Origin of the sequence: Paucibacter sp. B51 (genome assembly GCF_027863535.1) — a bacterium.
Lineage (GTDB): Bacteria > Pseudomonadota > Gammaproteobacteria > Burkholderiales > Burkholderiaceae_C > Paucibacter_A > Paucibacter_A aquatilis.
Map to the genome: position 1 here is coordinate 900,114 of NZ_JAPIVN010000001.1, position 24,693 is coordinate 924,806.

The 24,693-nt window shown below is 64.2% G+C and carries 24 protein-coding genes; 12 read left to right on the plus strand and 12 right to left on the minus strand.

What is annotated here, in order from left to right:
* The first annotated feature begins 12 nt into the window (after positions 1-12).
* Entirely contained in the window at positions 13-804 is a 792-nt protein-coding gene (locus tag OOB33_RS03840) for a GNAT family N-acetyltransferase (RefSeq protein WP_102768798.1), read from the plus strand.
* Between the two features lie 21 nt (positions 805-825).
* Here OOB33_RS03840 and OOB33_RS03845 read toward each other — a convergent pair whose 3' ends face one another.
* Entirely contained in the window at positions 826-1,278 is a 453-nt protein-coding gene (locus tag OOB33_RS03845) for a GNAT family N-acetyltransferase (RefSeq protein WP_271007733.1), read from the minus strand.
* A complete protein-coding gene (gene argC / locus OOB33_RS03850; RefSeq protein WP_271007734.1) occupies positions 1,275-2,219 on the minus strand; it encodes an N-acetyl-gamma-glutamyl-phosphate reductase in 945 nt (314 codons plus the stop codon). The genes OOB33_RS03845 and argC overlap by 4 nt, the downstream gene beginning before the upstream one ends.
* Positions 2,220-2,273: 54 nt before the next feature.
* On the opposite strand from argC, the gene OOB33_RS03855 reads away from it, so the two are divergent.
* From OOB33_RS03855 to OOB33_RS03880, 6 genes are all read left to right on the plus strand, one after another.
* Positions 2,274-2,819 carry an RBBP9/YdeN family alpha/beta hydrolase gene (locus OOB33_RS03855; RefSeq protein ID WP_271007735.1) on the plus strand — a complete coding sequence of 182 codons (546 nt, stop codon included), beginning with the start codon at positions 2,274-2,276 and terminating at the stop codon, positions 2,817-2,819.
* 14 nt (positions 2,820-2,833) lie between these two features.
* Complete coding sequence (locus OOB33_RS03860) at positions 2,834-3,745, plus strand: ParB/RepB/Spo0J family partition protein (protein WP_102768795.1); 912 nt, start codon at positions 2,834-2,836, stop codon at positions 3,743-3,745.
* Between the two features lie 310 nt (positions 3,746-4,055).
* Complete coding sequence (locus OOB33_RS03865; protein WP_102768794.1) at positions 4,056-5,978, plus strand: PrkA family serine protein kinase; 1,923 nt, start codon at positions 4,056-4,058, stop codon at positions 5,976-5,978.
* A gap of 34 nt (positions 5,979-6,012) precedes the next feature.
* Positions 6,013-7,293 (plus strand): YeaH/YhbH family protein, encoded by a 1,281-nt coding sequence (locus OOB33_RS03870; RefSeq protein ID WP_207795966.1) that lies wholly within the window; start codon positions 6,013-6,015, stop codon positions 7,291-7,293.
* Between the two features lie 86 nt (positions 7,294-7,379).
* Positions 7,380-8,891 (plus strand): SpoVR family protein, encoded by a 1,512-nt coding sequence (locus OOB33_RS03875; protein WP_243392887.1) that lies wholly within the window; start codon positions 7,380-7,382, stop codon positions 8,889-8,891.
* 163 nt (positions 8,892-9,054) lie between these two features.
* On the plus strand, positions 9,055-10,146 hold the full coding sequence (locus OOB33_RS03880; protein WP_102768792.1) for a hypothetical protein: 1,092 nt from the start codon (positions 9,055-9,057) through the stop codon (positions 10,144-10,146).
* Positions 10,147-10,176: 30 nt separating this feature from the next.
* On the opposite strand, the gene OOB33_RS03885 is transcribed toward OOB33_RS03880, so the two are convergent.
* Together OOB33_RS03885 and OOB33_RS03890 are read right to left on the minus strand one after the other, a co-directional pair.
* The gene (locus tag OOB33_RS03885; protein WP_102768791.1) at positions 10,177-11,586 is read right to left on the minus strand and encodes an FAD-binding oxidoreductase; all 1,410 of its coding nucleotides are present in this window, start codon (positions 11,584-11,586) and stop codon (positions 10,177-10,179) included.
* Positions 11,583-14,021, minus strand: a complete 2,439-nt coding sequence (locus OOB33_RS03890) for a penicillin acylase family protein (protein ID WP_271007736.1) — start codon at positions 14,019-14,021, stop codon at positions 11,583-11,585. Before OOB33_RS03890 ends, OOB33_RS03885 begins: the two co-directional genes overlap by 4 nt.
* 189 nt (positions 14,022-14,210) lie before the next feature.
* On the opposite strand from OOB33_RS03890, the gene OOB33_RS03895 reads away from it, so the two are divergent.
* The 3 genes from OOB33_RS03895 to OOB33_RS03905 all read left to right on the plus strand — a co-directional run bounded on the left by OOB33_RS03895 (position 14,211) and on the right by OOB33_RS03905 (position 16,817).
* The gene (locus OOB33_RS03895; RefSeq protein WP_271007737.1) at positions 14,211-15,710 is read left to right on the plus strand and encodes an OmpP1/FadL family transporter; all 1,500 of its coding nucleotides are present in this window, start codon (positions 14,211-14,213) and stop codon (positions 15,708-15,710) included.
* A 199-nt stretch (positions 15,711-15,909) separates the two neighbouring features.
* A complete protein-coding gene (locus OOB33_RS03900) occupies positions 15,910-16,146 on the plus strand; it encodes a hypothetical protein (protein ID WP_171828513.1) in 237 nt (78 codons plus the stop codon).
* Positions 16,147-16,217: 71 nt separating this feature from the next.
* The gene (locus OOB33_RS03905) at positions 16,218-16,817 is read left to right on the plus strand and encodes a cob(I)yrinic acid a,c-diamide adenosyltransferase (protein ID WP_102768787.1); all 600 of its coding nucleotides are present in this window, start codon (positions 16,218-16,220) and stop codon (positions 16,815-16,817) included.
* An 8-nt stretch (positions 16,818-16,825) separates the two neighbouring features.
* Here OOB33_RS03905 and OOB33_RS03910 read toward each other — a convergent pair whose 3' ends face one another.
* Positions 16,826-17,812: a helix-turn-helix transcriptional regulator gene (locus OOB33_RS03910; protein WP_271007738.1), complete on the minus strand. Its 987-nt coding sequence runs from the start codon at positions 17,810-17,812 to the stop codon at positions 16,826-16,828.
* Positions 17,813-17,915: 103 nt separating this feature from the next.
* Here OOB33_RS03910 and OOB33_RS03915 point away from each other — a divergent pair, with 103 nt between their 5' ends.
* A complete protein-coding gene (locus tag OOB33_RS03915) occupies positions 17,916-19,070 on the plus strand; it encodes a hypothetical protein (protein ID WP_271007739.1) in 1,155 nt (384 codons plus the stop codon).
* A 23-nt stretch (positions 19,071-19,093) separates the two neighbouring features.
* On the opposite strand, the gene OOB33_RS03920 is transcribed toward OOB33_RS03915, so the two are convergent.
* From OOB33_RS03920 to OOB33_RS03945, 6 genes are all read right to left on the minus strand, one after another.
* On the minus strand, positions 19,094-19,315 hold the full coding sequence (locus tag OOB33_RS03920) for a hypothetical protein (protein ID WP_133155244.1): 222 nt from the start codon (positions 19,313-19,315) through the stop codon (positions 19,094-19,096).
* A 26-nt stretch (positions 19,316-19,341) separates the two neighbouring features.
* Positions 19,342-19,812 (minus strand): PIN domain-containing protein, encoded by a 471-nt coding sequence (locus OOB33_RS03925; protein WP_271007740.1) that lies wholly within the window; start codon positions 19,810-19,812, stop codon positions 19,342-19,344.
* Between the two features lie 20 nt (positions 19,813-19,832).
* Positions 19,833-20,330 carry an AbrB/MazE/SpoVT family DNA-binding domain-containing protein gene (locus tag OOB33_RS03930; RefSeq protein WP_271007741.1) on the minus strand — a complete coding sequence of 166 codons (498 nt, stop codon included), beginning with the start codon at positions 20,328-20,330 and terminating at the stop codon, positions 19,833-19,835.
* 220 nt (positions 20,331-20,550) lie between these two features.
* The gene (locus tag OOB33_RS03935; protein ID WP_102768782.1) at positions 20,551-21,069 is read right to left on the minus strand and encodes a GNAT family N-acetyltransferase; all 519 of its coding nucleotides are present in this window, start codon (positions 21,067-21,069) and stop codon (positions 20,551-20,553) included.
* A 173-nt stretch (positions 21,070-21,242) separates the two neighbouring features.
* On the minus strand, positions 21,243-21,926 hold the full coding sequence (locus tag OOB33_RS03940) for a 3'-5' exonuclease (protein ID WP_171828517.1): 684 nt from the start codon (positions 21,924-21,926) through the stop codon (positions 21,243-21,245).
* Positions 21,923-22,246: a nucleotide pyrophosphohydrolase gene (locus OOB33_RS03945; RefSeq protein WP_102768780.1), complete on the minus strand. Its 324-nt coding sequence runs from the start codon at positions 22,244-22,246 to the stop codon at positions 21,923-21,925. Before OOB33_RS03945 ends, OOB33_RS03940 begins: the two co-directional genes overlap by 4 nt.
* 533 nt (positions 22,247-22,779) lie before the next feature.
* Between OOB33_RS03945 and OOB33_RS03950 the strand changes: the two genes are divergently transcribed.
* Entirely contained in the window at positions 22,780-23,928 is a 1,149-nt protein-coding gene (locus OOB33_RS03950; protein WP_102768779.1) for an SGNH/GDSL hydrolase family protein, read from the plus strand.
* Between the two features lie 108 nt (positions 23,929-24,036).
* Here the strand turns inward: OOB33_RS03950 and queE are convergent, their stop codons facing one another.
* Entirely contained in the window at positions 24,037-24,672 is a 636-nt protein-coding gene (gene queE, locus OOB33_RS03955; protein ID WP_271007742.1) for a 7-carboxy-7-deazaguanine synthase, read from the minus strand.
* Positions 24,673-24,693 lie beyond the last annotated feature (21 nt).

Here is a 24,693-nt window from a genome sequence, read left to right on the forward strand (position 1 = left end):
AATGGGTCGGCGATGAGCGAAGAGGCTGCGCTGCCGTCCGGCGACTGGGACCTGGCCTGGCGGGCCGAACAAGCCGGCCTCAACGCCAGCGCCCCGCCCCAGCAGCAGCGCGTCGAAGGCTGGCTGATCCGCCTCTCCCCAGGCAAGGCCAAGCGCTCGCGCTGCATCAATGCCCTGGAAGCCGGCAGCCTGCCGCTCGATGACTTGCTGTCGCGCTGCCAGCATGCTTTCCAGGCCGCTGGCCTGCCGCTGATCGTCCGCCTCACGCCCTTCACCCAGCCGGCCGATCTGGACGCCACCCTGGCCGCCAAAGGCTGGCCCAGCTATGACGCCGCCGATGTCATGACCCGCAAGGATCTACTGGGTCTGCCTGAGACCCTGGCACCCGGCCTGCGCCTGGAGCGGCTCAGCGCCACCGAATACGCGGCCTTGGTGGGCCAGCTGCGCGGTTCCAGCGCCACCGAGATCGCCGCCCACGCCGAGCGCCTGCAAGCCTCGGCCGTGCCCTATCTCGGCCATGCCTTGCGCACCGCCGAAGATGGGCGTTTGCTGGCCCTGGGTCAGTACGCTCGGGAAGAGGTCATGGTGGGCCTGTACGACATCTTCACGCCGCCCGAGGCACGTGGCCAGGGCCATGCCACCCAACTCTGCGCCGCCCTGCTCCGCGCGGCCCAGGCCGAGGGCGCGCAGCAGGCCTACCTCCAGGTGGGCAGCGACAACCACAGCGCCCAACGCGTCTACCAGCGCCTGGGTTTCCGGCTGGCCTACCGCTACCACTACCGCTCTCCCGAACCCTCGATTTGAGCGGTGCCTGCGCGAACCAAATCAATCGCGCGGCTTCCAGACCTTGAGCAAGGTGTGGCGTGTGAAGCCCGGCACGAAATCGTGCACATGGCTGATACAGACGTAGCCGAGGTGTTCGTAGAGCGCGGCCGTCTCGTCGGACAGGGTTTCGATCAAAGCGTCGACACATCCGCGACGCAAGGCCTGGGCCTCGATCTGGCGCAGGCAGGCGCTGCCCAAGCCCTGCCCCCGCAAGTCCTCCCGGACCCACAGATAGTCGACGTACAGCCTTTGGAACTCGGTGCGACCGCTGGCGCCCACCAGCAGCTCGCCCTGTTCATCGAAGCGTGCGCAGGCGATGTCCTGCGCATCACTGCCCTGGGTCTGCTGACGGCCGAACAGGCGCACGCGCTCACGCAAGGCCTGCACCGCCGCCGGCGGAACGTCCTCATCCCGCCACCAACGCTCGGCTTCACCGCGCGGCGCCGGGCTCACACCAGGCCCAGGCTTTCTTCCAGGCCCAGGTGCACATTCATGGCCTGCACGGCGGCGCCGCTGGCGCCCTTGCCGAGGTTGTCCAGGCGGGCCATGACGAGGATCTGCGTCTCTGAGCCGAAGACGAACAGGTCCACCCGGTTCGTGTCATTGCAACCCTGCACATCAAAGAAGCCCTCGGCCAGGGTGTCAGCATCGCGCAGCGGCATCACGCGGATGAAGCGCTCGCCCTCGTAATGCGCGGCCAGGGCCTGCTGCACCTGCTCGGCCCCGGTGCCGGCACGCAGCTGGCTCAAGTGCAGAGGCACGGTCACCGCCAGGCCCTTGTAGAAATTGCCGACGATGGGCATGAAGACCGGCGCGCTCTTGAGGCCGGTGTGGGCCATCATCTCGGGCAGGTGTTTGTGTGCCAGGCCCAGGGCATAAGGGCGGGGCGAGAGCAGCTTGGTGTTGCCGCCCGCTTCGTACTCGCCAATCATGCCCTTGCCGCCACCGGAATAACCGGTGATGGAGGTGGCCGAGACCAGGGCCTCGGGTGCCAGCAGGCCGGCATCGACCAGGGGGCGCAGGGCCAGGATGAAGGCGCTGGCATGGCAACCCGGGTTGGCGATGCGTTTGGCTGCGCGGATGGCCTCGCGTTGGCTCTTGCACAGCTCGGGCAGGCCGAAGGCCCAGCCGGGCACGGTGCGGTGCGCGGTGCTGGCGTCGATCAGGCAGGTCTTGGGATTGCTGATCATGGCCGCTGCTTCACGTGAAGCAGCGTCGGGCAGGCACAAGAAAGCCACATCGGCGGCGTTCAGCAGGCGCGCACGCTCGGCCGGGTCCTTGCGCTTGTCGGCGTCGATGCGCAGCACCTCCACATCCTGACGCGCGGCCAGGTACTCATGGATGCGCAGCCCCGTCGTGCCCTCTTGTCCATCCACAAAAACCGCGTACGTCATGACTTCTCCAGCACAATCAAATTCAAGAAAGAAGTGAAAGCATAAGGCAAGCGAATGAAAGCAAGCACCGTCCTCCTGCTGCCCGGCTGGTTGAACTCCGGCCCTGGGCATTGGCAAAGCCTCTGGGAGGCGCAACTCGGCCACCAGCGGGTTGAACAATCCGACTGGGAGCGCCCGCTGCGCGGCGACTGGATGGCGCGCCTGGATGAGGTGCTGCAAACCCAGGCGGAGCCCGTGGTCCTGGTGGCCCATTCCCTGGGCTGCCAGCTGGTGGCCAGCTGGGCCTCGTATTCCCGCCACACGGCGCGCGTGCGCGGCGCCCTGCTGGTGGCGCCGCCCGACACCGAGGCACCAGGCACTCCGCCGCAGCTGCACAACTGGCGCCAGATCCAGCGTGCCCGACTGCCCTTCCCCGCCATCGCCGTGATCAGCAGCGACGACCCTTTCTGTGCGCCCGAGCGCGGCGCGCAGATGGCGGCCGACTGGGGCGCCAGCCTGGTGATGGCTGGGCCGCGTGGGCACCTCAATGCCGATTCCGGCCTGGGCAACTGGCCCGAGGGTCAGGTCTTGCTCTCCCAGCTGATGCCCCAGCCCGCATAAGGGACAATCGCCCCATGGTCACCAAGAAACCCAAAGGCCTCGGCCTCGGCCTCGAAGCGCTGCTCGGCCCCAAAGTCAACGAAGCGGAAGCCGCCGCCGCCCGCGAAGGCAGCCCCAGCCAGCTGCGCCTGGAGCAGATGCAGGCCGGCAAATACCAGCCGCGCACGCGCATGGACGAAGGCTCACTCTACGAGCTGGCCGAGAGCATCAAGGGCCAGGGCATCATGCAGCCCATCCTGGTGCGCCCGATCGCCCCGCCCTCACCGCTCAGCGATGTGCGCTACGAAATCATCGCCGGCGAGCGCCGCTTCCGCGCCGCCAAGCTGGCCGGTCTGCGCGAGGTGCCCGTGCTGGTCAAGGCCGTGCCCGACGAGGCCGCGGCCGCCATGGCCCTGATCGAAAACATCCAGCGCGAGGACCTGAACCCGCTGGAAGAAGCCCAGGGCCTGCAGCGCCTGGTCAACGAGTTCCACCTGACCCATGAGCAGGCCGCCCAAGCCGTGGGCCGCTCACGCAGCGCCGCCAGCAATCTGCTGCGCCTGCTGCAGCTGGTCGAGCCGGTGCAGAACATGCTGATGGCTGGCGACATCGACATGGGCCATGCGCGTGCCCTGCTGCCACTGGACGGCGCGCACCAGATCACCTGCGCCACCGAGATCGCCGCCAAGAAGCTGAGCGTGCGTGATGCCGAGAAGCTGGTCGCGCGCCAGGGCGCCGGCCGCCAGACGCCGCTGCTGCGCGTCAAGAACGACAAGAGCCGCGACCTGCTGCGCTTGGAAGAGGAGTTATCCGACCTGCTGACCGCGGTGGTCGAGGTGCGGGTCAAGAAGCGCACCAAGCGCGGTGAACAGGGCGAACTGTCCATCCAGTTCGGCTCCCTCGATGAGCTTAACGGCTTGATCGAACGCCTGCGCAAAAGCGAGTGAATATCGGTGTGAGGAAAGCGCATCAAGCGCCTTCACACCAAACTTTTCAGATCGGCGTAGCATCAGCCCATGGCTTGATTTCGAGCCCGGTTTGAACCCCTGAATCAAGAGCGGAAATTGCCGCTCTTTTCAGGGCTTCAGCGGGGTCTTGAACGGCCAAGCTTGAATCACTGCCGCTGCACCTCGGAAAGCTCTGATGACGCCCCCAGCCACGCGTGGCCGGTGCGCCAAGGGACTTCATCAGAACTTCCCAGGCGATGCGCCGACGAGCCATGTCTGCGCGCTGCCCGGGACCTTACCGGAGGTCAGCATGGACGTGATCAGCAGCTTCACCAAGCGCTACGAGCGCACCCGCGTCGAAGAGCTCTCGCTCGAGGATTACCTCAACGAGTGCAAACGCAACCCCCTCGCCTACGCCACCGCAGCCGAGCGCATGCTCAAGGCCATTGGCGAGCCTGAGATGGTGGACACGCGCCACGACGCCCGCCTGTCCCGGCTGTTCGCCAACAAGACCATCAAGATCTACCCCGCCTTCGCCGAGTTCTACGGCCTCGAGGAAGCGATCGAACAGGTGGTCAGCTACTTCCGCCACGCCGCCCAGGGCCTGGAAGAGAAGAAGCAGATCCTCTATCTGCTGGGCCCGGTGGGCGGCGGCAAGAGCTCCATCGCCGAGCGGCTCAAAAGCCTGATGGAACAAGTGCCTTTCTACGCCCTGGCCGGCTCGCCGGTGAACGAATCGCCGCTGGGCCTGTTTGACGTCAACGAAGACGGCCCCTTGCTGGAGCAGGAGTACGGCATCCCTCGGCGTTATCTGAACCGCATCCTCAGCCCCTGGGCGGTCAAGCGCCTCGACGAATTCGGCGGCGACATCCGCCGCTTCAAAGTGGTCAAGCGCTACCCCAGCGTGCTCAAGCAAGTGGGCGTGGCCAAGACCGAGCCGGGCGACGAAAACAACCAGGACATCTCTTCCCTGGTCGGCAAGGTGGACATCCGCAAGCTGGAGACCTATGCCCAGGACGACCCCGATGCCTACAGCTACTCGGGCGGCCTGTGCCTGGCCAACCAGGGCCTGCTGGAGTTTGTGGAAATGTTCAAGGCGCCGATCAAGGTGCTGCACCCGCTGCTGACCGCCACGCAGGAAGGCAACTACAAGGGCACCGAGGGCTTCGGCGCTATTCCCTTCGACGGCGTGGTGCTGGCGCACAGCAACGAGAGCGAGTGGAAGACCTTCCGCAACAACAAGAACAACGAGGCCTTCCTGGACCGCATCTACATCGTCAAAGTGCCCTACTGCCTGCGTGTCAGCGAGGAGGTCAAAATCTACGAGAAGCTGATCCGCGGCTCCTCGCTGGCCGAGGCCAAATGCGCCCCGGGCACGCTCAAGATGATGAGCCAGTTCGCGGTACTGACGCGGCTGAAGGAGCCCGAGAACTCCTCGCTCTATTCCAAGATGCAGGTCTACGACGGTGAAAGCCTCAAGGACACCGACCCACGCGCCAAGAGCTTCCAGGAATACCGCGACTACGCCGGCGTCGACGAGGGCATGAGCGGCATTTCCACCCGCTTCGCTTACAAGATCCTGTCCAAGGTCTTCAACTTCGACAGCGCCGAGGTGGCGGCCAATCCGGTGCACCTGATGTATGTGCTGGAGCAGCAGATCGAGCGCGAGCAGTTCCCGAGCGAAGTGGAGCAAAAGTACGTCGGCTTCATCAAGGAAGCGCTGGCGCCGCGCTATGCGGAGTTCATCGGCAAGGAGATCCAGACCGCGTATCTGGAGAGTTATTCCGAGTACGGCCAGAACATCTTCGACCGCTACGTCACCTACGCCGACTACTGGATCCAGGACCAGGAGTACCGCGACACCGACACCGGCGAGGTCTTCGACCGCGTGGCCCTGAATGCCGAACTCGAGAAGATCGAGAAGCCCGCGGGCATCAGCAACCCGAAAGACTTCCGCAACGAGATCGTCAACTTCGTGCTGCGCGCGCGCGCCAACAACGCCGGCAAGAACCCGGCCTGGACCAGCTACGAGAAGCTGCGCACGGTGATCGAGAAGAAGATGTTCTCCAACACCGAGGAGTTGCTGCCGGTGATCAGCTTCAATGCCAAGGCCAGCGCCGACGAGGCCAAGAAGCACGAGAACTTCGTGCAGCGCATGGTCGACAAGGGCTACACGGCCAAGCAGGTGCGGCTGCTGTGCGAGTGGTACTTGAGGGTCCGCAAGAGTTCTTGAGTCCGAGGACGAGGCCACGCAGGAGCAAGCACCCATGCTGCAGCAGATCATCGACCGAAGGCTTTCCGGCAAGAACAAGTCCATCGGCAACCGTGAGCGCTTCCTGCAGCGCCACAAGGCCCAAATCCGCGAGGCGGTGCGCCGCGCGGTGGACGGCCGCGGCATCCGCGATCTGGAGCGCGGCGAAGATGTGCACATCCCCAAGAAGGACTTGAGCGAGCCCGTCTTCGGCCACGGCGAGGGCGGCGTGCGCGAGGTGGTGCGGCCAGGCAACAGCGAGCATGTCAAAGGCGACCGCATCGCCAAGCCCAAGGGCGGCGGTCAAGGCCAGGGCGGCGGCCAGGCCAGCGATTCCGGCGAGGGCGAGGACGACTTTGTCTTCCACCTGAGCCGCGAAGAGTTCATGCAGGTGTTCTTCGAAGACCTGGCCCTGCCCAATCTCGAGCGCACCCAGCTGGCCGAAACACCGGAGTGGAAAAGCCATCGCGCCGGCTTCACCAGCGATGGCACGCCAACCAACCTCCATGTGGTGCGCTCCATGCGCGGTGCCCTGAGCCGCCGCATCGCCCTGGGCACTGGCAAGCGCCGCGAGCTGCACGAGCTGGAAGAACGCCTGGCCCTGCTCAAGCGCGAGAACCCGGCCGATCTGGAAGTGCAGCGCATGCTCAAGGAAACCGAGGATCGCATCGCCTTCCTCAAACAGCGCATTGCAGCGATTCCTTTCCTCGACCCCATCGACCTGCGCTTTCGCAACCGCGTGCGCACACCGGTGCCGACCAGCCGGGCCGTCATGTTCTGCCTGATGGACGTGTCCGGCTCCATGGACGAAAGCCGCAAGGATCTGGCCAAGCGCTTCTTCATCCTGCTCTACCTCTTCCTGACCCGACATTACGAGAAGATCGATGTGGTCTTCATCCGCCACCACACCCAGGCCCAGGAGGTGGACGAGCAGAACTTCTTCCACGCCACCGAGACCGGCGGCACCGTGGTCTCCAGCGCCCTGGTGCTGATGGAGGAAATCATCCGCGCGCGCTATCCCAGCAGCGAATGGAACATCTACGGCGCCCAGGCCAGCGATGGCGACAACTGGCACCACGACAGCGGCCGCTGCCGCGAGCTGCTGGCCCAGCAGATCCTGCCGCTTTGCCGCTATTTCGCTTACGTGCAGGTGGCCGAGCAGGAACAGAACCTCTGGGACGAGTACAGCAAGCTTGCCGAAGAGGTGCGCCACTTCGCCATGCGCAAGGCCACCGAGGCCGCGCAGATCTACCCGGTCTTCCGTGAACTCTTCAAGAAGGAAGGGGCACAGGCATGAGCCAGATCGAAAACCGCCGCCAGATCGGCATCGCCCCCTTGACCGATGAATACGGCGGCCGCCGCACACGGGCGCCCCTGCGCGAGATGAAGCCCGCCGGCCCCCGCCCGGCCCAGCCCCTGCCCTCGCCCAGCGACTGGACCTTCGAGCTGATCGACGAGTACCACGACGTCATCCGCGCCACCGCCGAGCGCTACGGCCTGGACACCTACCCCAACCAGCTCGAGATCATCACCGCCGAGCAGATGATGGACGCCTACGCCTCGGTGGGCATGCCGGTCAATTACCGGCACTGGAGCTATGGCAAGGAGTTCATCGCCACCGAGCGCAACTACAAGCGCGGCCAGATGGGCCTGGCCTACGAGATCGTCATCAACTCCGACCCTTGCATCGCCTACCTGATGGAAGAGAACTCCATGGCCATGCAGGCCCTGGTGATCGCCCACGCCAGCTACGGCCACAACAGCTTCTTCAAAGGCAATTACCTGTTCCGCATGTGGACCGACGCGTCCAGCATCATCGACTACCTGGTCTATGCCAAGAACTTCGTCGCCGACTGCGAGCAGCGCCACGGCCTGGCCCAGGTCGAGCAGGTGCTGGATTCCTGCCATGCGCTGATGTCCTACGGCGTCGACCGCTACCGCCGCCCGGCCAAGCTGTCCCTGGCCCAGGAACGCAGCCGCCTGGCCGACCGCGAGGCCCATGCCCAGCTTCAGATCAACGAGCTCTGGCGCACCCTGCCCAAACGCGTCGAGAAGGGCGATGAAGCCGCGGCTACCCGCCGCTTCCCCGACGAGCCGCAAGAGAACCTCCTCTACTTCATCGAAAAGAACGCACCCCTGCTGGAGCCCTGGCAGCGCGAGATCGTACGCATCGTGCGCAAGATCGCCCAATACTTCTACCCGCAGCGCCAGACCCAGGTGATGAACGAGGGCTGGGCCACCTTCTGGCACCACCGCCTGCTGAACCAGATGTATGACGACGGCTATCTCAGCGACGGCATGATGATCGAATGGCTAAAGTCGCACACCAATGTGGTGGCGCAACAGCCCATGGCCAATCTGAACCCCTATGCCCTGGGTTTCGCCATGTACACCGACATCAAGCGCATCTGCGAAAAGCCCACCGAGGAAGACCGGCGCTGGTTCCCCGACATCGCCGGCGGCGACTGGTTGCCCACGCTGGACCATGCCATGCGCAACTTCAAGGACGAGAGCTTCATCGGCCAGTACCTGAGCCCGCATCTGATGCGCGAGTTCCGGCTCTTCTCCATCCTCGACGATGAAAAGCAGTCCGAGTACGAGATCTCGGCCATCCACGACGAGAGCGGCTACCAGCATGTGCGCGAAGCCTTGTCGCGCCAATACGACCTCAGCACCCGCGAGCCCAATATCCAGGTCTGGAACGTCAATCTGCGCGGCGACCGCTCCCTGACCCTGCGCCACACCCAGCACATGGGCCGACCTCTGCACGACAGCGCGCAAGAGGTGCTCAAGCATGTGGCCCGGCTCTGGGGCTTTGGCGTGCAGCTGGAGAGCGTCAACGAGGCCGGCGACATCAGCCGGCGCTGGAGCGTGCCGGCGCCGCCGCACGGATGATGAGGCCACCGAGCCGCCCTCGGGTGGGCTCGGTGGCTCTGCCAGCCCCGGAAGGGAGCATCCAGCAGCACCTGGCACAAAGCCACCTAACTCACCACTCAGGGGGAATCTCGGCGTCACACAAGCCCCGTACCATCACCAGCCTCAAGACTCGGAGGCTGAGATGATGATCACGACCCGGACGCTGACCCCTCGCACCGCTTTCCCCAAGCATCGCATCGCCACGCCTGCGGCCTGGTTGCTGATCGGCCTTGGCAGCCTGGGCCTCAGTGCCTGTGGCGGTGGGGGCGGCAGTGACAACACCCAGGTCGTTCCCGTGCCAACACCGGTGCCTGAGCCGACCAAGCTGATTGCCCCGCCGACCACGGCCGGCACCCTGGCCCAAAGCAGCGAAGTGGCGCAGGACAGCGTCAAGGCCACCACAGCCGCCGCGGCCGACCTGGTGCGCCGCAGCGAGGACCCCAGCAATCTGTTCCTGCCCTTCGGCGAGCTGATGAGCGGCCGCCAGAACAGCCCCAAGCCCAGCGCCGCTGAACCCGAGCGCCGCAAGATCCTGGAGACCACCACCGTCAGCTGCAGCAGCCTGGGCATCAGCGTCATCCGCAACTGCAGCGGCTCCATCGTGGTGGACACCAATGTGAGCAACAGCGCCACGTCCTTGCCGGCCGGCAGCTACATCAGCATGCGCTTTGACAAGATCAGCGGCATCGCCGATGGCCAGAGCCTCAGCATCGACGGCGGCATGCGCATCGATTTCCTGACCGCCATCAGCAATCTCGACAACCCAGGCAACAACGTCCGGCTGCAGCTGAGCTTCGACAAGCTGAGCGCCTCCGGCGGCGGCGAAAGCTTTGGCCCGTTGACAGCCGTGGCGCTCCTGGAAGTGGACGGCCAGGGCAAGCCCAGCCTGACCCTGAACGGCGTGCAATACGCGGGGCTGAATGAGCTCAGCGTCACCGACGCCAACAACTACAGCCTCGGCCACAGCAAGCTGCGCAGCGCCCACTGGAGCGACAGCAAGGCGTTTGTGGACACCCAGTTCAGCAACTGGCAGACCAGCAACGGCCGCCCGCTGCAAGGCTCCAGCGCCACGCTGACCACCGGCAAGGACAGCGCCTTGATCACGGTGGAATCGAGCAGCAGCAGCCAAGTCAGCTACCGTGTGCAGCTGAGCAGCGGCGGCGTGGCCAAGAACTACCAGGTGCTGGCCAGCTACAGCGGCAGCACGCTCAGCTACAGCGTCAAGGCCTTGTGATCCCGCGCGAGCTGCGGGCTGCACAAGCCCTCAGCTCGCAAAGATCTTGCCCGGGTTCATGATCTGGGCCGGGTCCAGCGCCGCCTTGATGCTGCGCATCAGGGCCACCGCGCCCGGCCCGGCCTCGTCGAGCAGAAAGCCCTGCTTGTGCAGGCCGATGCCATGCTCGCCGGTGCAGGTGCCGCCCAGACGCAGGGCGCGGGCCACCATCTGCGCGCTCAGGCGCTCGGCCAGCTCCCGCTCCGCGGGTTGCTGCGGGTCGATCAAATAGCCCATATGGAAATTGCCGTCGCCGACATGGCCGACGATGAAATAGGGCAGATCGGTGGCCTCGACCTCGCGCACCGATTCATTGATGCTCTCGGCCAGGCGCGAGATGGGCACGCAGGTGTCGGTGGTCACACAGCGGCAGCCGGGGCGGGTCTGCAGGGCTGACAGGTAAGCATGGTGGCGGGCTGTCCACAGCCGCGTGCGCGCCTCGGGCGTGCTGGCCCATTCAAAGGCCTCGCCGCCCTGCTCCGCTGCCAGCGCCTGCACGCTCTGCGCCTGCTCGGCCACGCTGGCGGCCGAGCCATGGAACTCCATCAGCAACATCGGTGATTCACGCAGGCCCAGATGGTCATGGGCATTGACGGCGCGCACGGCATGGGCATCGAGCAGCTCGCAGCGGGCGATCGGAATGCCCATCTGGATGATGGCGATGGTGGTCTGAACCGCGGCATCGATGCTGGGGAAAAAGCAGATGGCAGCCGACACCGCCTCGGGCAGCGGATACAGACGCAAGGTCAGCTCGGTGATCACGCCCAGCGTGCCCTCGCTGCCCACGAACAAGCGGGTCAAGTCATAGCCGGCACTGCTCTTGCGCGCGCGGCTGCCGGTGCGGATCTGCTCGCCGCTGGCGGTCAGCACGGTCAGGCCCAGCACGTTCTCGCGCATGGTGCCGTAGCGCACCGCATTCGTGCCACTGGCGCGTGTGGCGGCCATGCCGCCCAGCGAGGCATCGGCCCCCGGGTCGATGGGAAAGAACAGGCCGCTGTGGCGGATCTCCTGGTTCAGCTGCTGGCGGGTCACGCCGGCCTGCACGGTGACCGTCAGGTCCTCGGAATGCAGCTGCAGGATGGACTTCATCCGGCTCAGGTCCAGGCTGATGCCGCCCTGCACCGCCAGCAAATGACCTTCGAGTGAGGTGCCGGTGCCGTAGGGAATGACGGGCACGCGGTGCTGCTGCGCCAGTTGCAGCACGAAGGCCACCTCCTCGTTGCTCTCGGCAAAAACCACGGCATCGGGCGGCGCCACGTCGAAGGGCGACTCGTCTCGACCATGCAGTTCGCGCTGAGCCAGTGCGGTGCTGCAGCGGGCACCAAAGCGCCGGCGCAAAGCCTGCAAGACCTCGTCCGGCAGAGAAAACGGTGCCTGCGCAGAATCAGCCAAGGCCCTCATTCGCTGAGCCGAATGCTGCGGTAGTTGGGATCGGCCTGGATCTCAGCCTCACTGAACGGCAGCTTGATCCAGGCACCACCCTTCATGTAGATGTCCGAATAGACCTTGGTCTGGTCCGAGAAATGGGGCGAGAGGATGTGGCTGGACTGCGAGTAGGTCAACACCCCCTCGGCCACCGGTCCCTTGGCATCGAAGGTGACGAACTGCATATAGCTGTTGCCGTAGACCGGGTCACCATACAGGCCGGCATTGAGATTGCCGCGGACATTGTTGAAGGTGTAGGGGCCGCCAGGAATGGGGATGGGTGCGCTGTCGCGCACGATGATCTGCCGACGGGCCGTCACTTCTTCGAGCGGGATGTTCTGGGTGGCGAACCATTGCACCGCATCGGCCAGCAAGGTGGCCGCTTTGCTGTTGGCGGTGTTGAAGCCGCGCGGGGTGTCAACCGGATCGGCCGGGTTGTAGGCCACGCGCCAGTAGCTGGCGTCCTTGAGCTCACCCGAGAGTTCGTAGAACTTGCGGAACAGCAAAGCCCCCGGGTCGAGCAGGCCCTCGGTCTTCTTCCAAGCGGCCAGCACGGCGCAGGCCTTGCTGAGATCGGTCAGCTTGCCTGTGCTGTCCTTGGTGCTGGGCGACGTGCCGCTGCAGGCCGCGGCCAGGAACTCGTCCAGCCATTGCTCGGCCTTGAAGAAACGGGCCTTCTGGTAGACCTGCTGCAGCTGGGCCAGGGTGAAGCCCTTGCCGGTCAGGCCATCGCGGCCCTCGATGCGATCCAGGGCCTGGGCAATGCCCATGCGGGTGCGTTCGCCTTGAGGAGCGCCTTCGGCATTGGGGCCGGTGGCGATGATCTTGGGGTAGCCGCTCAGCCGCACCTGATCGTTGGGCAGCCAGTGGCTGTCGTTGGCGTTGACGATGAAGTCATCGCGCAAGACATAAGGCCGCTGGGCCGCGGGGATGGCGCCATTCCAGTTGCAGGCCGACTTGCTGCCATCCATCAGCACCAGGCCACGCGTGGCCAGCAGGAACTGACCGGTGGGGCTGTTCACGCAGCTGGCCAGCTGGGCATCGCTGACATTGGCCGCCACCGAGTAATTGGCATAGAGCGCGCGGCCGTTCTTGTCCGCAGCCATGGTGTTGACCCAGGGCAAGGCGTTGAAGGTGGCCAGGTTCTCGCGCAGGCTCTCGGCGCTGCTGGCCTTGCCGTTGAGCAGGGCCTGGTCCAGCAGCTTGGTGTTGCCGTAGTTAGCGTCGCGCAGCGCGAAGCCAGCCGCACCGCTCCAGGCAAAGCTGGCGCCATCGCTGACCATCGGTCCAAAGTCAGTGCTGTAGAGCGTGCGCGTGATGGTCTTGAGGCTGCCATCGGGCTGCAAGGCCTGCACCGACAGCGGCGTCTGGCTCATGGGCTTGTAGCCCCCATCGACCCAGTAGCGCGTCGGATCGGCCGGATCAAGCTTGAGCTGAAACAGCGTGAAGCGGTTGTCGGTCGAGAAGGTGTGGGTCCAGGCCACATCCTTGTTGAAGCCGATCAGGGGCACCACCGCGCCGAGCAGCGTGGCCCCCATGACGTCGTACTTGCCTGGGATGGTCAGGTGCAGCTGGTGCAGACGCAATGCGCCCCACCAAGGAAAGTGCGGGTTGCCCAGCACCATGCCGGCCCCGCTCTGCGTGGCACCCTTGCCCAGGCCATAACCGTTGGAGCCGATCACATGCTCTTCCAGCTGGCGCAAGCCCTGCAGCAGGGGTGTGCGCGCCAGGGCGAGCTGGGTGGACTTGGCGCGCAAGGCCTTGGCCGACAGCAGCACCGGCTCGGCGCCCGCCGGCTTCACCAGCGGTGGCTGGGCGCTGCCCAGGGCGTGAATGAACTGCAGCGAGCTGCCGGCGATGGCCGCCTGGGTGAAGCGGAAGTAGGCGTCGTCCTCGTTCATCGGGCGCACCCAGGCGGCGCCCTTGCAGTCCAACGGCAGGCCGTTCAAGCCCTTGTCGCTGAGGTAGCGGTTATAACCGGCCACAAAGCCGGCGACCAGATCGCGCACCTCCGCACCGGCTCCGTTCTTCATGGCCTGCGCCTGGGCTGGCGTCATCAAGGCCTTGTAGAAAAAGTCCGAGGACAGATTGGGCGTGAAGTCGCCAAACTGCCCGAGGTAGTTGACCGGTTTGCCGCTGGCATCGACATCGCCAAAAAAGCGCGAACGCTCGCCACGCAGGATGATGATTTCCTGGGCAAACAGGCAGATGTGATCCTGGGCAAAGGCATAGCCATAGCCATAGCCCGCCCCCTTGAAGTTGTCGGCCTTGATGTGCGGCACACCGTAGCTGGTGTAGCGGATCTCGGCGGAAAACTCAGGCGCCGAGATCGGCTCAGGCGCCAAAGGGTTGCTGTCGCCATTTCCGCCACAAGCACAGAGCAAAGCAGCGCTGGCCAGGGCCGAAAACACAGGGTTGATACGGAGAGGGTTTCCCGAACTTGTACGTATTTGCACGAAGTTGTCTCCAATGTGACTACCGTCCGTGGGTAGATCGCTCTAATTCGCTATCTGCGCGGGCGCTAATTTGTAGCCCCAGGCTATCATCAAAATGGTAAAAAGCCCATCAAAAGGGCGTACCACGACAACACTGGAGACATTATGAAATTCAAGCTTTCCGCGCTTGGCATGGCCGTCATCGGCGGCCTGTGCGCCCAATCCGCCCTGGCCTCCGGCTACCACTTCGGCTCGCAATCGGCCTCGGCCCAAGGCACGGCGAACGCCAACACCGCGGAAGCTTCGGACGCTTCGGTGCTGTTCTACAACCCGGCCGGCATGACCCGCCTGGACGGCACGCAAGCCTCCGGCGTTCTCAACGTGGTCCTGCCCAAGGGCACGTTCGAAGACCAAGGCAGCATCACCAGCTTTGGCCTGCCCACCAAGGGTGGCAACGGCGGCAAGTTCGTGCACACCACCGCCGTGCCCCATGCCTACCTGACCCACAAGCTGAACGCAGACACCTCGATCGGCATGGCCTTCTTCGTGCCCTTCGGCTCCAAGAGCGAGTACGACAAAGACTGGGCCGGCCGCTACAACAGCATCGGTACCGAGCTCAAGACCATCGCGCTGAACCCCTCGATCGCCTTCAAGGTCAATGAAAAGCTGAGCGTGGGTGCAGGCCTGACCGCGCAGTACATCGAAGGCAATCTGGCCAAGGGTGCGGACTTCGGCTCCGGTGCACTGGCCCTGATCATCGAACAGCAGGTCGCGGCCAACTCTGCCCCCGGCGTGCCGGTCGATATGGTGCGTGCGGCCGTCATCAACCGCCTCGGTGGTCTGATCAAAGCCGCTTCCGGCAACCCGCTGTACTCCGGTGGCGTGGAAGTGGAAGGCAAGGATTGGGGCCTGGGCTTCAATCTGGGTCTGATGTATTCGCCCAACCAAGATACCCGTTTTGGCATCGCCTACCGCTCCAAGATTGCGCACAAGCTCAAGGGCGAAGCCGTCTGGAACGTGGCCACCCCGGCAGCCAACCTGGCCACGCTGCTGAACGGCGTCCTGCCCGGCGCTGGCACCACGGTGCAGCAACGTCTGGTCGGCCTCTACACCAACAGCGACGCCAGCCTGAAGGTCGACACGCCCGAGTCGCTGTCACTGTCCTTCTTCAAACAGCAGGACAAGCTGGCCGTGATGGGTGATGTCACCCTGACCCGCCACTCGCGTTTCAGCGAACTGCGCATCGATTTCGCCAACAACCTGCCGGATTCGCTGACCCCGGAGAACTGGATCAACACCATCCGCGGCTCCTTCGGTCTGAACTATCAGTGGAGCGACGACCTGAAGCTGCGCGCCGGCATCGCCTACGACCAAAGCCCGGTCAAGGCCACGACCCGCACCCCTTCGATTCCTGACAATGACCGCACCTGGATCTCCGGTGGCCTGAACTGGAAGCTGGACAGCAAGAACTCCATCGACTTCGCCCTGAGCTTCATCCGTGTGGCCCCGAGCCAGATCGATATGTACGACAACGGTGCCCAGGTCAACGCCGCGGGCTCCGCCGTCTGCAATCCGTCCGGCAACACCTCCAGCTGCGCCACCATCAAGGGCCGCTACAAGCTGAACTCGGCCCTGCTGGGTCTGCAGTACAACCGCCAGTTCTGACGCGATACCGCTCACGCGGCGCCTCGGCCTGCCAAAGCCACCGGCTCACCCCGGTGGCTTTTTTCTTGCCTCCTGCAAACAAACACGGGCGAAACAAGGGCTGACAGTCAAAGCCGTGGACGACAGCGCCAGGCCGTGACACCATGGGCGTATCGGCTGCTCTGCCGATGTTTGTCAGTTCGATGGAGGCTTGAACACCATGGCTGATCTCTCGACCCTGCTGATCTTGCTGGCTTTGCTGCTGGCTCTGGTGGGTGCTTTGCGGCTGGATCTCTTGCGCCTGGCCGTGAAAAACCTGTTGCAGACACTCACGCCCGAAGCCAAACCCTTGCGTGACGACCCCGGCTTGAAAGTCAGTGCACCCGCCGAGCCGCCGCGCCATGCGCAAATGGCCGGACACAAGCCGGCCTTTCATCGCAGTGGCCGTCGCCACTGAAGCCACCGGGCCATTGAACTTGGGGCAAGATGCCGGCTTCTTCACAGACCACGCCGGACCCGGCAAGCCCCATGGCCAATCGACTTTCCAATATTGCCACCCGCACCGGTGACGACGGCAGCACCGGCCTCGGCGATGGCAGCCGCGTGCCCAAGGATCATCTGCGCGTGCAGGCCATGGGCGATGTGGACGAGCTCAATTCCAACCTCGGGGTGCTGCTGGCCGAGCCCCTGCCCGAGGATGTGCGTGAGCTGCTGGTGACCATCCAGCACGAGCTGTTCAATCTCGGCGGCGAGCTGTGCATGCCCGGCTACGAGTTGCTCAAGGAAGGCGCCGTGCTGCGCCTGGACCAGGCCCTGGCCCATTACAACGCCGCCCTGCCCCGGCTCAAGGAGTTCATCCTGCCGGCCGGCACGCGCAGCGCCGCCATCGCCCATGTCTGCCGCACCGTGGCCCGCCGCGCCGAGCGCGCCGTGGTCACCCTGGCCGCCTCGGAGACCATCAACGCCGCGCCGCGCCAGTACCTGAACCGCCTGTCCGACCTGCTCTTCGTGCTGGCCCGCGTGCTCAACCGTGCCAACCTGGACGGCCTGGGCGGCGACGACATCTACTGGCACAGCGAGCGCCTGGCCCGCCTGGATCAGGACGAAACGCCGAGCTCCGACGCCTGAGGCTTGCCTCAGGCAGCCAAAGCGTCGACCGCGCCGCGCAAGCGCTTGGCATACGCCGTGCGCAAGCTGGCCGGCCCCAGGACGTCGACCTGGCCGGCATGGCGCAACAAGTCCATCAAGAGCTCGGTGGCATCGACATAGGGCACCTCCAGGCGCCAGCGCCCGTCGTCCAGCCACTCACTGCGCTGGCTCGGGTGCCACTCCTCCTTGCTCACCCATTGCGCGGCCTCGGCGCTGAACAGCAGATGGGCTTGCTGGGCCTGGGCGCCGGCAAATATGCCGTAGCCCTGATCCAGCTCCGCCTCCAACTGCTTGAGCGGCACGGCCTTGGCGCGCTCTGACAGCAACTCAACGCCCTCCATGGCATCGAGCGCAAAGCGGCGAAAGCCCTCGCTGTCATGGCACCAGGCATCGAGATACCAGGTGTTGCGGTAATGAACCAGGCGCTGGGGTGACACCGTGCGGCGGCGCAGCTGCCCCGCCCGACCACCCTGGCTGCGGCTGCGATAACCCATGCTCAGGCGCTGGCGTTTGACCACGGCACTGCCCACGGTCTCAAAACACTCGGCCACCACGCGGCGGCGGGCCGTGCTGATCAGCTTGATGCGCTGGGTCAGCTCCTTGGCCTCGGCCTCATCCACACCCAGCATGCTGGTCAGCTTGTCGAACATGGGTTGCAGATGTCGGCTCAGGATGCCCTCTTCGTCCAGGCTGGACAGCATCTGGTGCATGGTCAGCAAGGCATGCAGCTCTTTCTCGCTGAACCAGACCCCTGGCAACTCGTGCTGGCGGCCCCGCCATTGCTGGCCGAAACGGTAGCCCTTGGCGCTGGCGTCGTATTCGATGGGCGCGTCCATGCGCTCACGCAGGTACTGCAGATCACGCTTCAAGGTGGCCGGTGACACCTCCAGTGTCTCCAGCAAGCTGGCAAAACTGACGCATTCGCGGCTGCGAATCATCATCTCGATCTTGTAGAAACGCTCGGTGCGATCCATGCGATCTCCTGTTTTTCGGTAGCTCACGTCATGAGCCAGTGAGCCCAGACACTGTGCCACAAGGTCGCTCAAGTTCGTGGTGACCGGCACCAGGAGATTTCCCATGGCATCGATCGCAGCACGCACCCTCACCCCCGTGAACGCCAGCGCCACGCCGGGCGCCGCACGACAACAGGATCTGGCCTTCATCCACGTCGGCCACACCATCCCGAGCACCGAAGAGCAAGACCTGACCCTGACGTCGCCCCTGCCGGCCCATCAGGCCCTGGGCCAGGCGCTCGGCTGGGACTATGCCCATCACGGCCTGACCCCGCCGGTCGAGCACCTCTACCCCAACTCGCCCTTGCGCCAGGGCTGGCTGGCCGGTGCCGCCACCTTCGGCGCTCGCACCCTGCCCGCCACCATCCACACCCAGCGCTGGCTGGCCCTGCGCAGCCATGCCTGGGCACGCGGCCGCAGCTTTGAGCTGGTGCAGCTGACGCCCAATTTCCTGCAGCAGATCGACACGGCGTACTGCCCCATCCTGCGCCAGGCGCTGAATGACAAGCCTGCCGATGCACTGCAAAAATCCATCGACCGCGTGCGTGACGATGCCGGCTATGCCGCCGGCAATCTGGTCAACCTGAGCCGACAAGCCAATGCCGCCAAAGCCAGCCATGATTGGCACAGTGCATCAGCCCTGGCGAGCAGCCTGCAACAGGGTCCGATCCGACAGACAGCGGGACTGGACGCCACACAATGGGCCCGCATCGCCACCCTGTGCAGTTTTGTCACCGCCCTGCCCCACGAGGAGGCTGCACGCATCCCGCTTCATGTCTTGCCACCCAACCGCTTGCGCCTGTTCAACCCCATCCAGGCCTTGCAAGCCCTGGTGACGCGCCAACTGGCGCGCCCCGGTTGGAGCCAGCGCCTGGCCCGCATCGAAGCCCTCCTGCCCAGCGACAAGCTGCGTGGTGACTTCAACCGCTTTGTGCTGGCCCTGGCCCCCCGTGTACTGGCCGTGAAGTCACTCGATCGCGAGGAGGACATCCGCTGGGCCCTCGAGGATGCATGGTCAGACTCGCTTCTGCAGCGACGTTGGACCCTGTTCGCCCTTCAACTGAGCCCGGCGCAAGCCGAAGCACTGGTGCAACGGGCGGCCGCCAAGAAGCTCAGCGCCCAGTATGTGCAAAGCCACTGCGAACACAGTGCCACCGAGGGTTGGGCCTTGGAATACCACGGCTACTGCCCGGCCGCCATCCGGCCGCGTCTGCACTGAATCTCAAGCCGTGATCGGGAGCCTCAGCCCGGCAGGCCCACGGTAAGCCGTTCCAGTTCCCCGGATTGATCCTGCAAAGCCACGTGGTAACCGCGCTCACCGAACCAGCTCGCCCATTGCCGGGCGAGTTGCTTGCTGGTCAGCCAGGGGCCGGATCGGTCGAGGCGCACACGATTGGCGCGGCGCTCGTAAAACACCACCCGCCACATACCGGTGGTCGGAGAACTTTGGTCGAATCGATTCATGATGCTGAGGCGCGCAGCCTAGCAGACTAACCCGTTACATCGTGTCCAGCAGATGACAGGCCGGCGAGAAATTCTTCGCCGCTCACGCCCTTCAAACCCGGGAGCTGACGGCGGCTGATCAAGCGCTGGCCGCGCAATCTCAGAGCCGGGTCACTGCACAACCACAGCTCGGCCTTGGCATGCGGCGACAAGGCCAGTTCCAGGGCGGGCGAAGCCTCGCGCGAACGTCGCCGATCCGCTTGCGCGGGTGGCCCCACCACCTCGGCGTAGGGCAGGAAATCAGCCAAAAGCTCCTGCTGCTGGACCTCGCTGAGCGCCAGGCGAGGAAAACGCAAGGCCGTGATCAAGGCCTGCGCCATCTCGGCATTGACCAAGGGCACACAAGCCCCGGACTGCCAAGCCTGACGCAGCGCCTGAGCGGTGTCATCGCTGCACAACAAGGCCTGCAGGAGCAGAGGCAGGTCCAGGACGACGCGGCGGGCCTGCACGGCTTTCATGGACCGCGTGCGGACCCGACTCACCGCTTCACCGCCTTGGCGCGCGCGAAGACTTTTTGCGCCGACACCGGCTTGGGGCTCGCCTGCTTGCGGGTGGCGCTGCGGGGTTTGGGCGCTGCTTTCGCGGTCTCAGTGGTTTTCACCGCTGCCGCCTTGCGTGTTTTTGCCGCCGCGTTTCTTGTTGCGATCGATTTCGCGGCACTCAATGGTTTTGCCAGCGTTTTTTTGACCGGAACCGTTTTTTGAGCTGCAGGCTTTTTTCCTCCGGAGGCTGCTTTTTTTCGAGCCGGGGTCTCGATGGTTTTGTCGGCCCAGCGCAGGGCGGACTCGATGGTTTTGGCGTCGATGTCGAGCTCGGCGAGTTTGGCGCGCAGCGCGTCGCCTCGCTGGATTCGCACGGGGGTCAGGATGATTTGGCCGGCTTGGGTGTGGACCTCGAAGTACTGCACGGGTCCCAGGGGCTGGGTCACGCTTTTCGGAAGCGTCAATTGATTCTTGGAAGTCAGCTTGGCCAGCACGTGTCGTCAATTCAGAAAGTAAGGGGGCATTACTTTACCCTCTCCTTGCTTTGACTTTGGCCCGTCGCCATCGAAAAACACACGCATCTCTTCAGCTGCAAGAATCCGCTTGAATAAAGCGCTAGGTCTTTCAAAAAAATGGACGAAAAAAAACCAGCGACCCGAAGGCCGCTGGTTGTCATGAGACTGGAGAAGCTCAGGCGCCAAAGCGCCGATGCTCTCAGACCAGGGATCGATGCAAGCGCAGTTCTTCCAGACGAACGCCACCGACTTCGGTGGTCTTGGCGCTGCCCAGCTCGCGCTTGAAGCCGGCCAGGTCAAAGAAGCGCAAGGCACGTTCATTGCGCAGATAGGTCCACAGCGTGACCTTGGTGCAGCCTTCTTCTTGCAGGCCGTCGCGGGCCGCATCCCACAAGGCCAAGCCCACGCCCTTGTCCCAATGGATGGGGTTCACATACATGGCCCAGATCTCGCCGGTGCTCGAAGGCGTGCCCTTGTCGCGCGAACGGTCGAAACCGACAAAGCCCATCAACTCGTTGTCGATATGAGCCACCACCACCTGGGGCTCGCACAGATCGATCGCTTCGCGCCAGAAGGCTTGGCGCTTCTGCACCGACAGGGCGTCCAGCACGGAATCGGGCAGCAGACCTTTGTAGGCGTCTTGCCAAGCCGCGACATGGATTTCTGCAATGCCCTTGGCATCACGCAGCGTGGCGGGGCGAACCTGAATACTCGACATACAAGAAAGAACTCAAAAGGAAACCAAGAACGAACCACTCCCGAAGTTCCGAACCACCAGCCGCCATCGGCTCAGACCGGGCGGCAAATGCTCTTGTGCGGGAACACGAAACGGAAGGGCGGTATTTTGCTTGCCATTGCGCGCCGGGCCGGCGCTTGACAGCGCGATATTTTCTAGGCCGAAAGAAGAAGGGCCTGCGCCCCCAGCCTGGCCTTGGCATGCGCTTGCACGGCGCGCTTCAGGGCCGTCTTGCTGCTGCGCTGCAGACAGGACAAGACCGCATGGTCCACCGCCAAAGGCCCCAGATCCCCGGCGAAACGCTCGGCCACGTCCTGCTTCATGCGCAAGAGCAGGTGGGCCGTGGTGCTGGCATCGGCCAGTGCACGGTGGGCCCGGCCCGAATCGGGCAGTTGGAAATGTCGCGCCAAGGTGCCGAGCTTGCAGTTGGGCGCATCGGCATAGAGACGGCGTGCCAGGAGCACGGTGCAGACAAACTCGTGTGCAGGATCCGGCTCGCAACCCGCCCAAGCCATCTCCGCCTGCCAGAAGCCGCGATCGAAGGAGGCGTTGTGGGCCACCAGAGGGCAGCCACGGGTGAACTGGGCCAGTTCGCGCATCACCTCAGCCGCCGGCGGGGCGTCGTCCAACATGGCGTTGCTGATGCCAGTGAGTTGCTCGATGAAAGGCGGCACCCAGACGCCCGTGTGCATCAAGCTCTGAAAACGATCGACGATCTGACCACCCCGTACCAGCACAGCGGCAATCTCGGTGGCTCGGCCACCACTGCCAGGGCCCAGACCCGAGGTTTCAAAGTCGATGACGGCCACCGTCTCCACGCCTTTGCTGAACACGCTCATGCTTTGGCGGGCACCGGGTGCTTGATGGCATTGAGGGCCAGCTTGCGTTCGACAGCGGCGGCGATATCCACCGAACTTTGGTCGGCGATCTGCAGCAGGTAGAGCAGGACATCAGCGATTTCTTCGCCCAGATGCTGGTGCTTGGCGGGGTCTTGGGCAATGGCTTGGGATTCCTCGGGCGTCAGCCACTGAAAGATTTCCACCAGCTCAGCGGCTTCCACCACCAGGGCCATGGCCAGGTTCTTGGGGGTTTGATAGGGCTGCCAGTCGCGTTCGGCAGCAAAGCTGCGCAAGCGCTTTTGCAGGTCTTGGATGTCCATGGGATGCAAGTGTGGCATGCCCTCAGCCCGCTTCCAGCGCACTGTGCAGCTTCTGAAGAATCTCTCCCCCTCTCTTATTCATAGGTATTTCAATTTTTTAAGTTGGTAGTCTTAGTAGAGGGCAATCGTTTCTGTGGACAAGTCATTTTTCATGAATGAGATCAATGATTTAGCTCACTTCAAACCATGTGGGTACGACCCGGGATTGAAGACTGCACAACCGACAACAAGTCCGGACTTTCCACTTTCCCTGTGGATAAACCCCTGCTTGTCCTTTTTTTATCCACAAGCTTGTGCCTTGACAGCCTGAAATCCACCGACGTCCTGTTTCCGACCGGCGACAACTTGTCCCGCGTGTGACAAGTTCCTGGAGGATTCACTCTAAATTCAGGTTTTTGGAGCGAATTCAGGCCTCGTTCTGGGGCAAACACGCAGAACCCCGGGCCAAGTTGGTGCCTAGAGTTCGCTTCAGCCCCAAGACGAGGCCCCGATCGGGGCCCGGCCTCCCTCTTCGCAAAAGCAAAGGTTGTCCCATGCAACAGTTTCAGAAGCTCCTCGTTCCGCTGGCTGCCGCCCTGGCCTTGAGTGCCTGCGGTGGCAATGGCGACCCGGTGCCCGACGCTCCCGCGCCGGCCAAGATCACGGCCGTCAAGGTCTTCGGTGACAGCCTGGCCGATTCCGGCACCTTTGGCTTCCGATTCACTGTGCAAGGCGCCGACACGCAGATTTATCCGGAACGCATTGCCGCCAGCATGGGCAGCAGCCTGTGCAATTACTACGCCTTCACCGGTACCACCTTCACCACCAACAGCAAGCCGGGTTGCAGCAACTACGCCATCGGTGGCGGTGTGATCAACCAGACCAATGCCTCCGATCCGCGCGGCATCGTGCTGCAGATGATCACCGCCTCTTTGTCCGGCCCCTACAAGGCTTCGGATCTGGCCCTGATCGATGGCGGTGGCAATGACGCCGCTGATCTGGTCGGCGCCTACCTCAAGGCTCCGACAGACAAGGCCGCTGCCTTCTCGACCCTGTTGGGCACGGTGCTGAGCGCCAGCCAGGTCACCACCATCGTGACCGGCGGTGCGGCCACCATGGCCACTGGCGGCGCCACTTACATGGAAGCCCTGGCCGACAAGTTTGCCGATGGCATTCAGAGCTATGTGCTGGGCAAGGGCGCGCAGCAGGTGGTCGTCCTGAACCTGCCCAGTATCACCATCACGCCGCGCTTCCAGCGCGTGCTGGATGGCATTGCCCTGGCCAGCGGTGGCGGCACCGCCGGTGCCACGGCTCGCGCTCAATCCGAAGCCTTGTTCAAGAGCTGGATCACGGCCTTCAACAAGCGTCTGGAGAGCCGCTTTGCCGGTGAAGCCCGGGTTGCCGTGGCCGACTTCTACAGCATGATGAACGACCAGTTCGCCGATCCGGCCAAGTACGGCCTCAGCAATGTCAAGACACCGGCCTGCCCGCAAACCGGCACCGGCGCCGATGGCCTGCCGACCTACACCTTCCCGACCTGCACGCAAACAGCGCTGTCGGCCAGCATCCCGGCCGGCGTCAGCGGTGGCGCCAACTGGTGGAAGACTTACGCCTTCTCGGATGGCTTCCATCCCACTCCGGCCGGTCATCAGCAGATCGCCGATCTGGTGAACCGCAGCCTGGCCGCCAAGGGCTGGAAGTAAAAGGAACGCGATTCAGCGATCCATGCACGGGCTCTTGTGGCCCGTGCGGACAAAAAAAGGGGAGCTTGAAGCTCCCCTTTTGTTCTTCAGACCACCTGGCTCCGTCATTCACTCGATGCCAATGACCTTGTGCATCTGCACCGACATGCGCCATTGCGGGTGTTGCATGCAGTAGTCCACCACCTCGCGGGTGTGCTGGGTCTTGAGCACGCTGTCCAGCGGCTGCAGGAAGAAATGCTGGAAGTCCAGCCCGGCAAAGCGCTCTGGCCGCGCCAGCGGCTGGGGATAGACCAGCTTGAGTTCATGGCCGCGCGTCAGCACCAGTTCGGCATCGGCCTTGGGGCTGACGCAGATCCAGTCCAGGCCTTCCGGCGCCGGCTGGGTGCCGTTGGTCTCGACGGCGATCTCGAAGCCGCGCGCGTGCAGAGCCTCGATCAGGGGTACATCCACCTGTAGAAGGGGCTCACCCCCGGTGCAGACGACATAAGGCCTTCCAGGCCGGTCTGAGGGCCAGCGCGAGGCAATGGCATCGGCCAGGGCCTCGGCCGTGGCGAACTTGCCGCCGCCCTGGCCATCGGTGCCCACGAAATCGGTGTCGCAGAAGTTGCAGACAGCGCGGGCGCGGTCTTCCTCGCGCCCGCTCCAGAGGTTGCAGCCGGCAAAGCGGCAGAACACCGAGGCTCGGCCCGCTTGTGCGCCCTCGCCTTGCAAGGTGTAGAAGATTTCTTTGACGGCGTAGGTCATGCGTGTGTGCTTGCTTCGTTC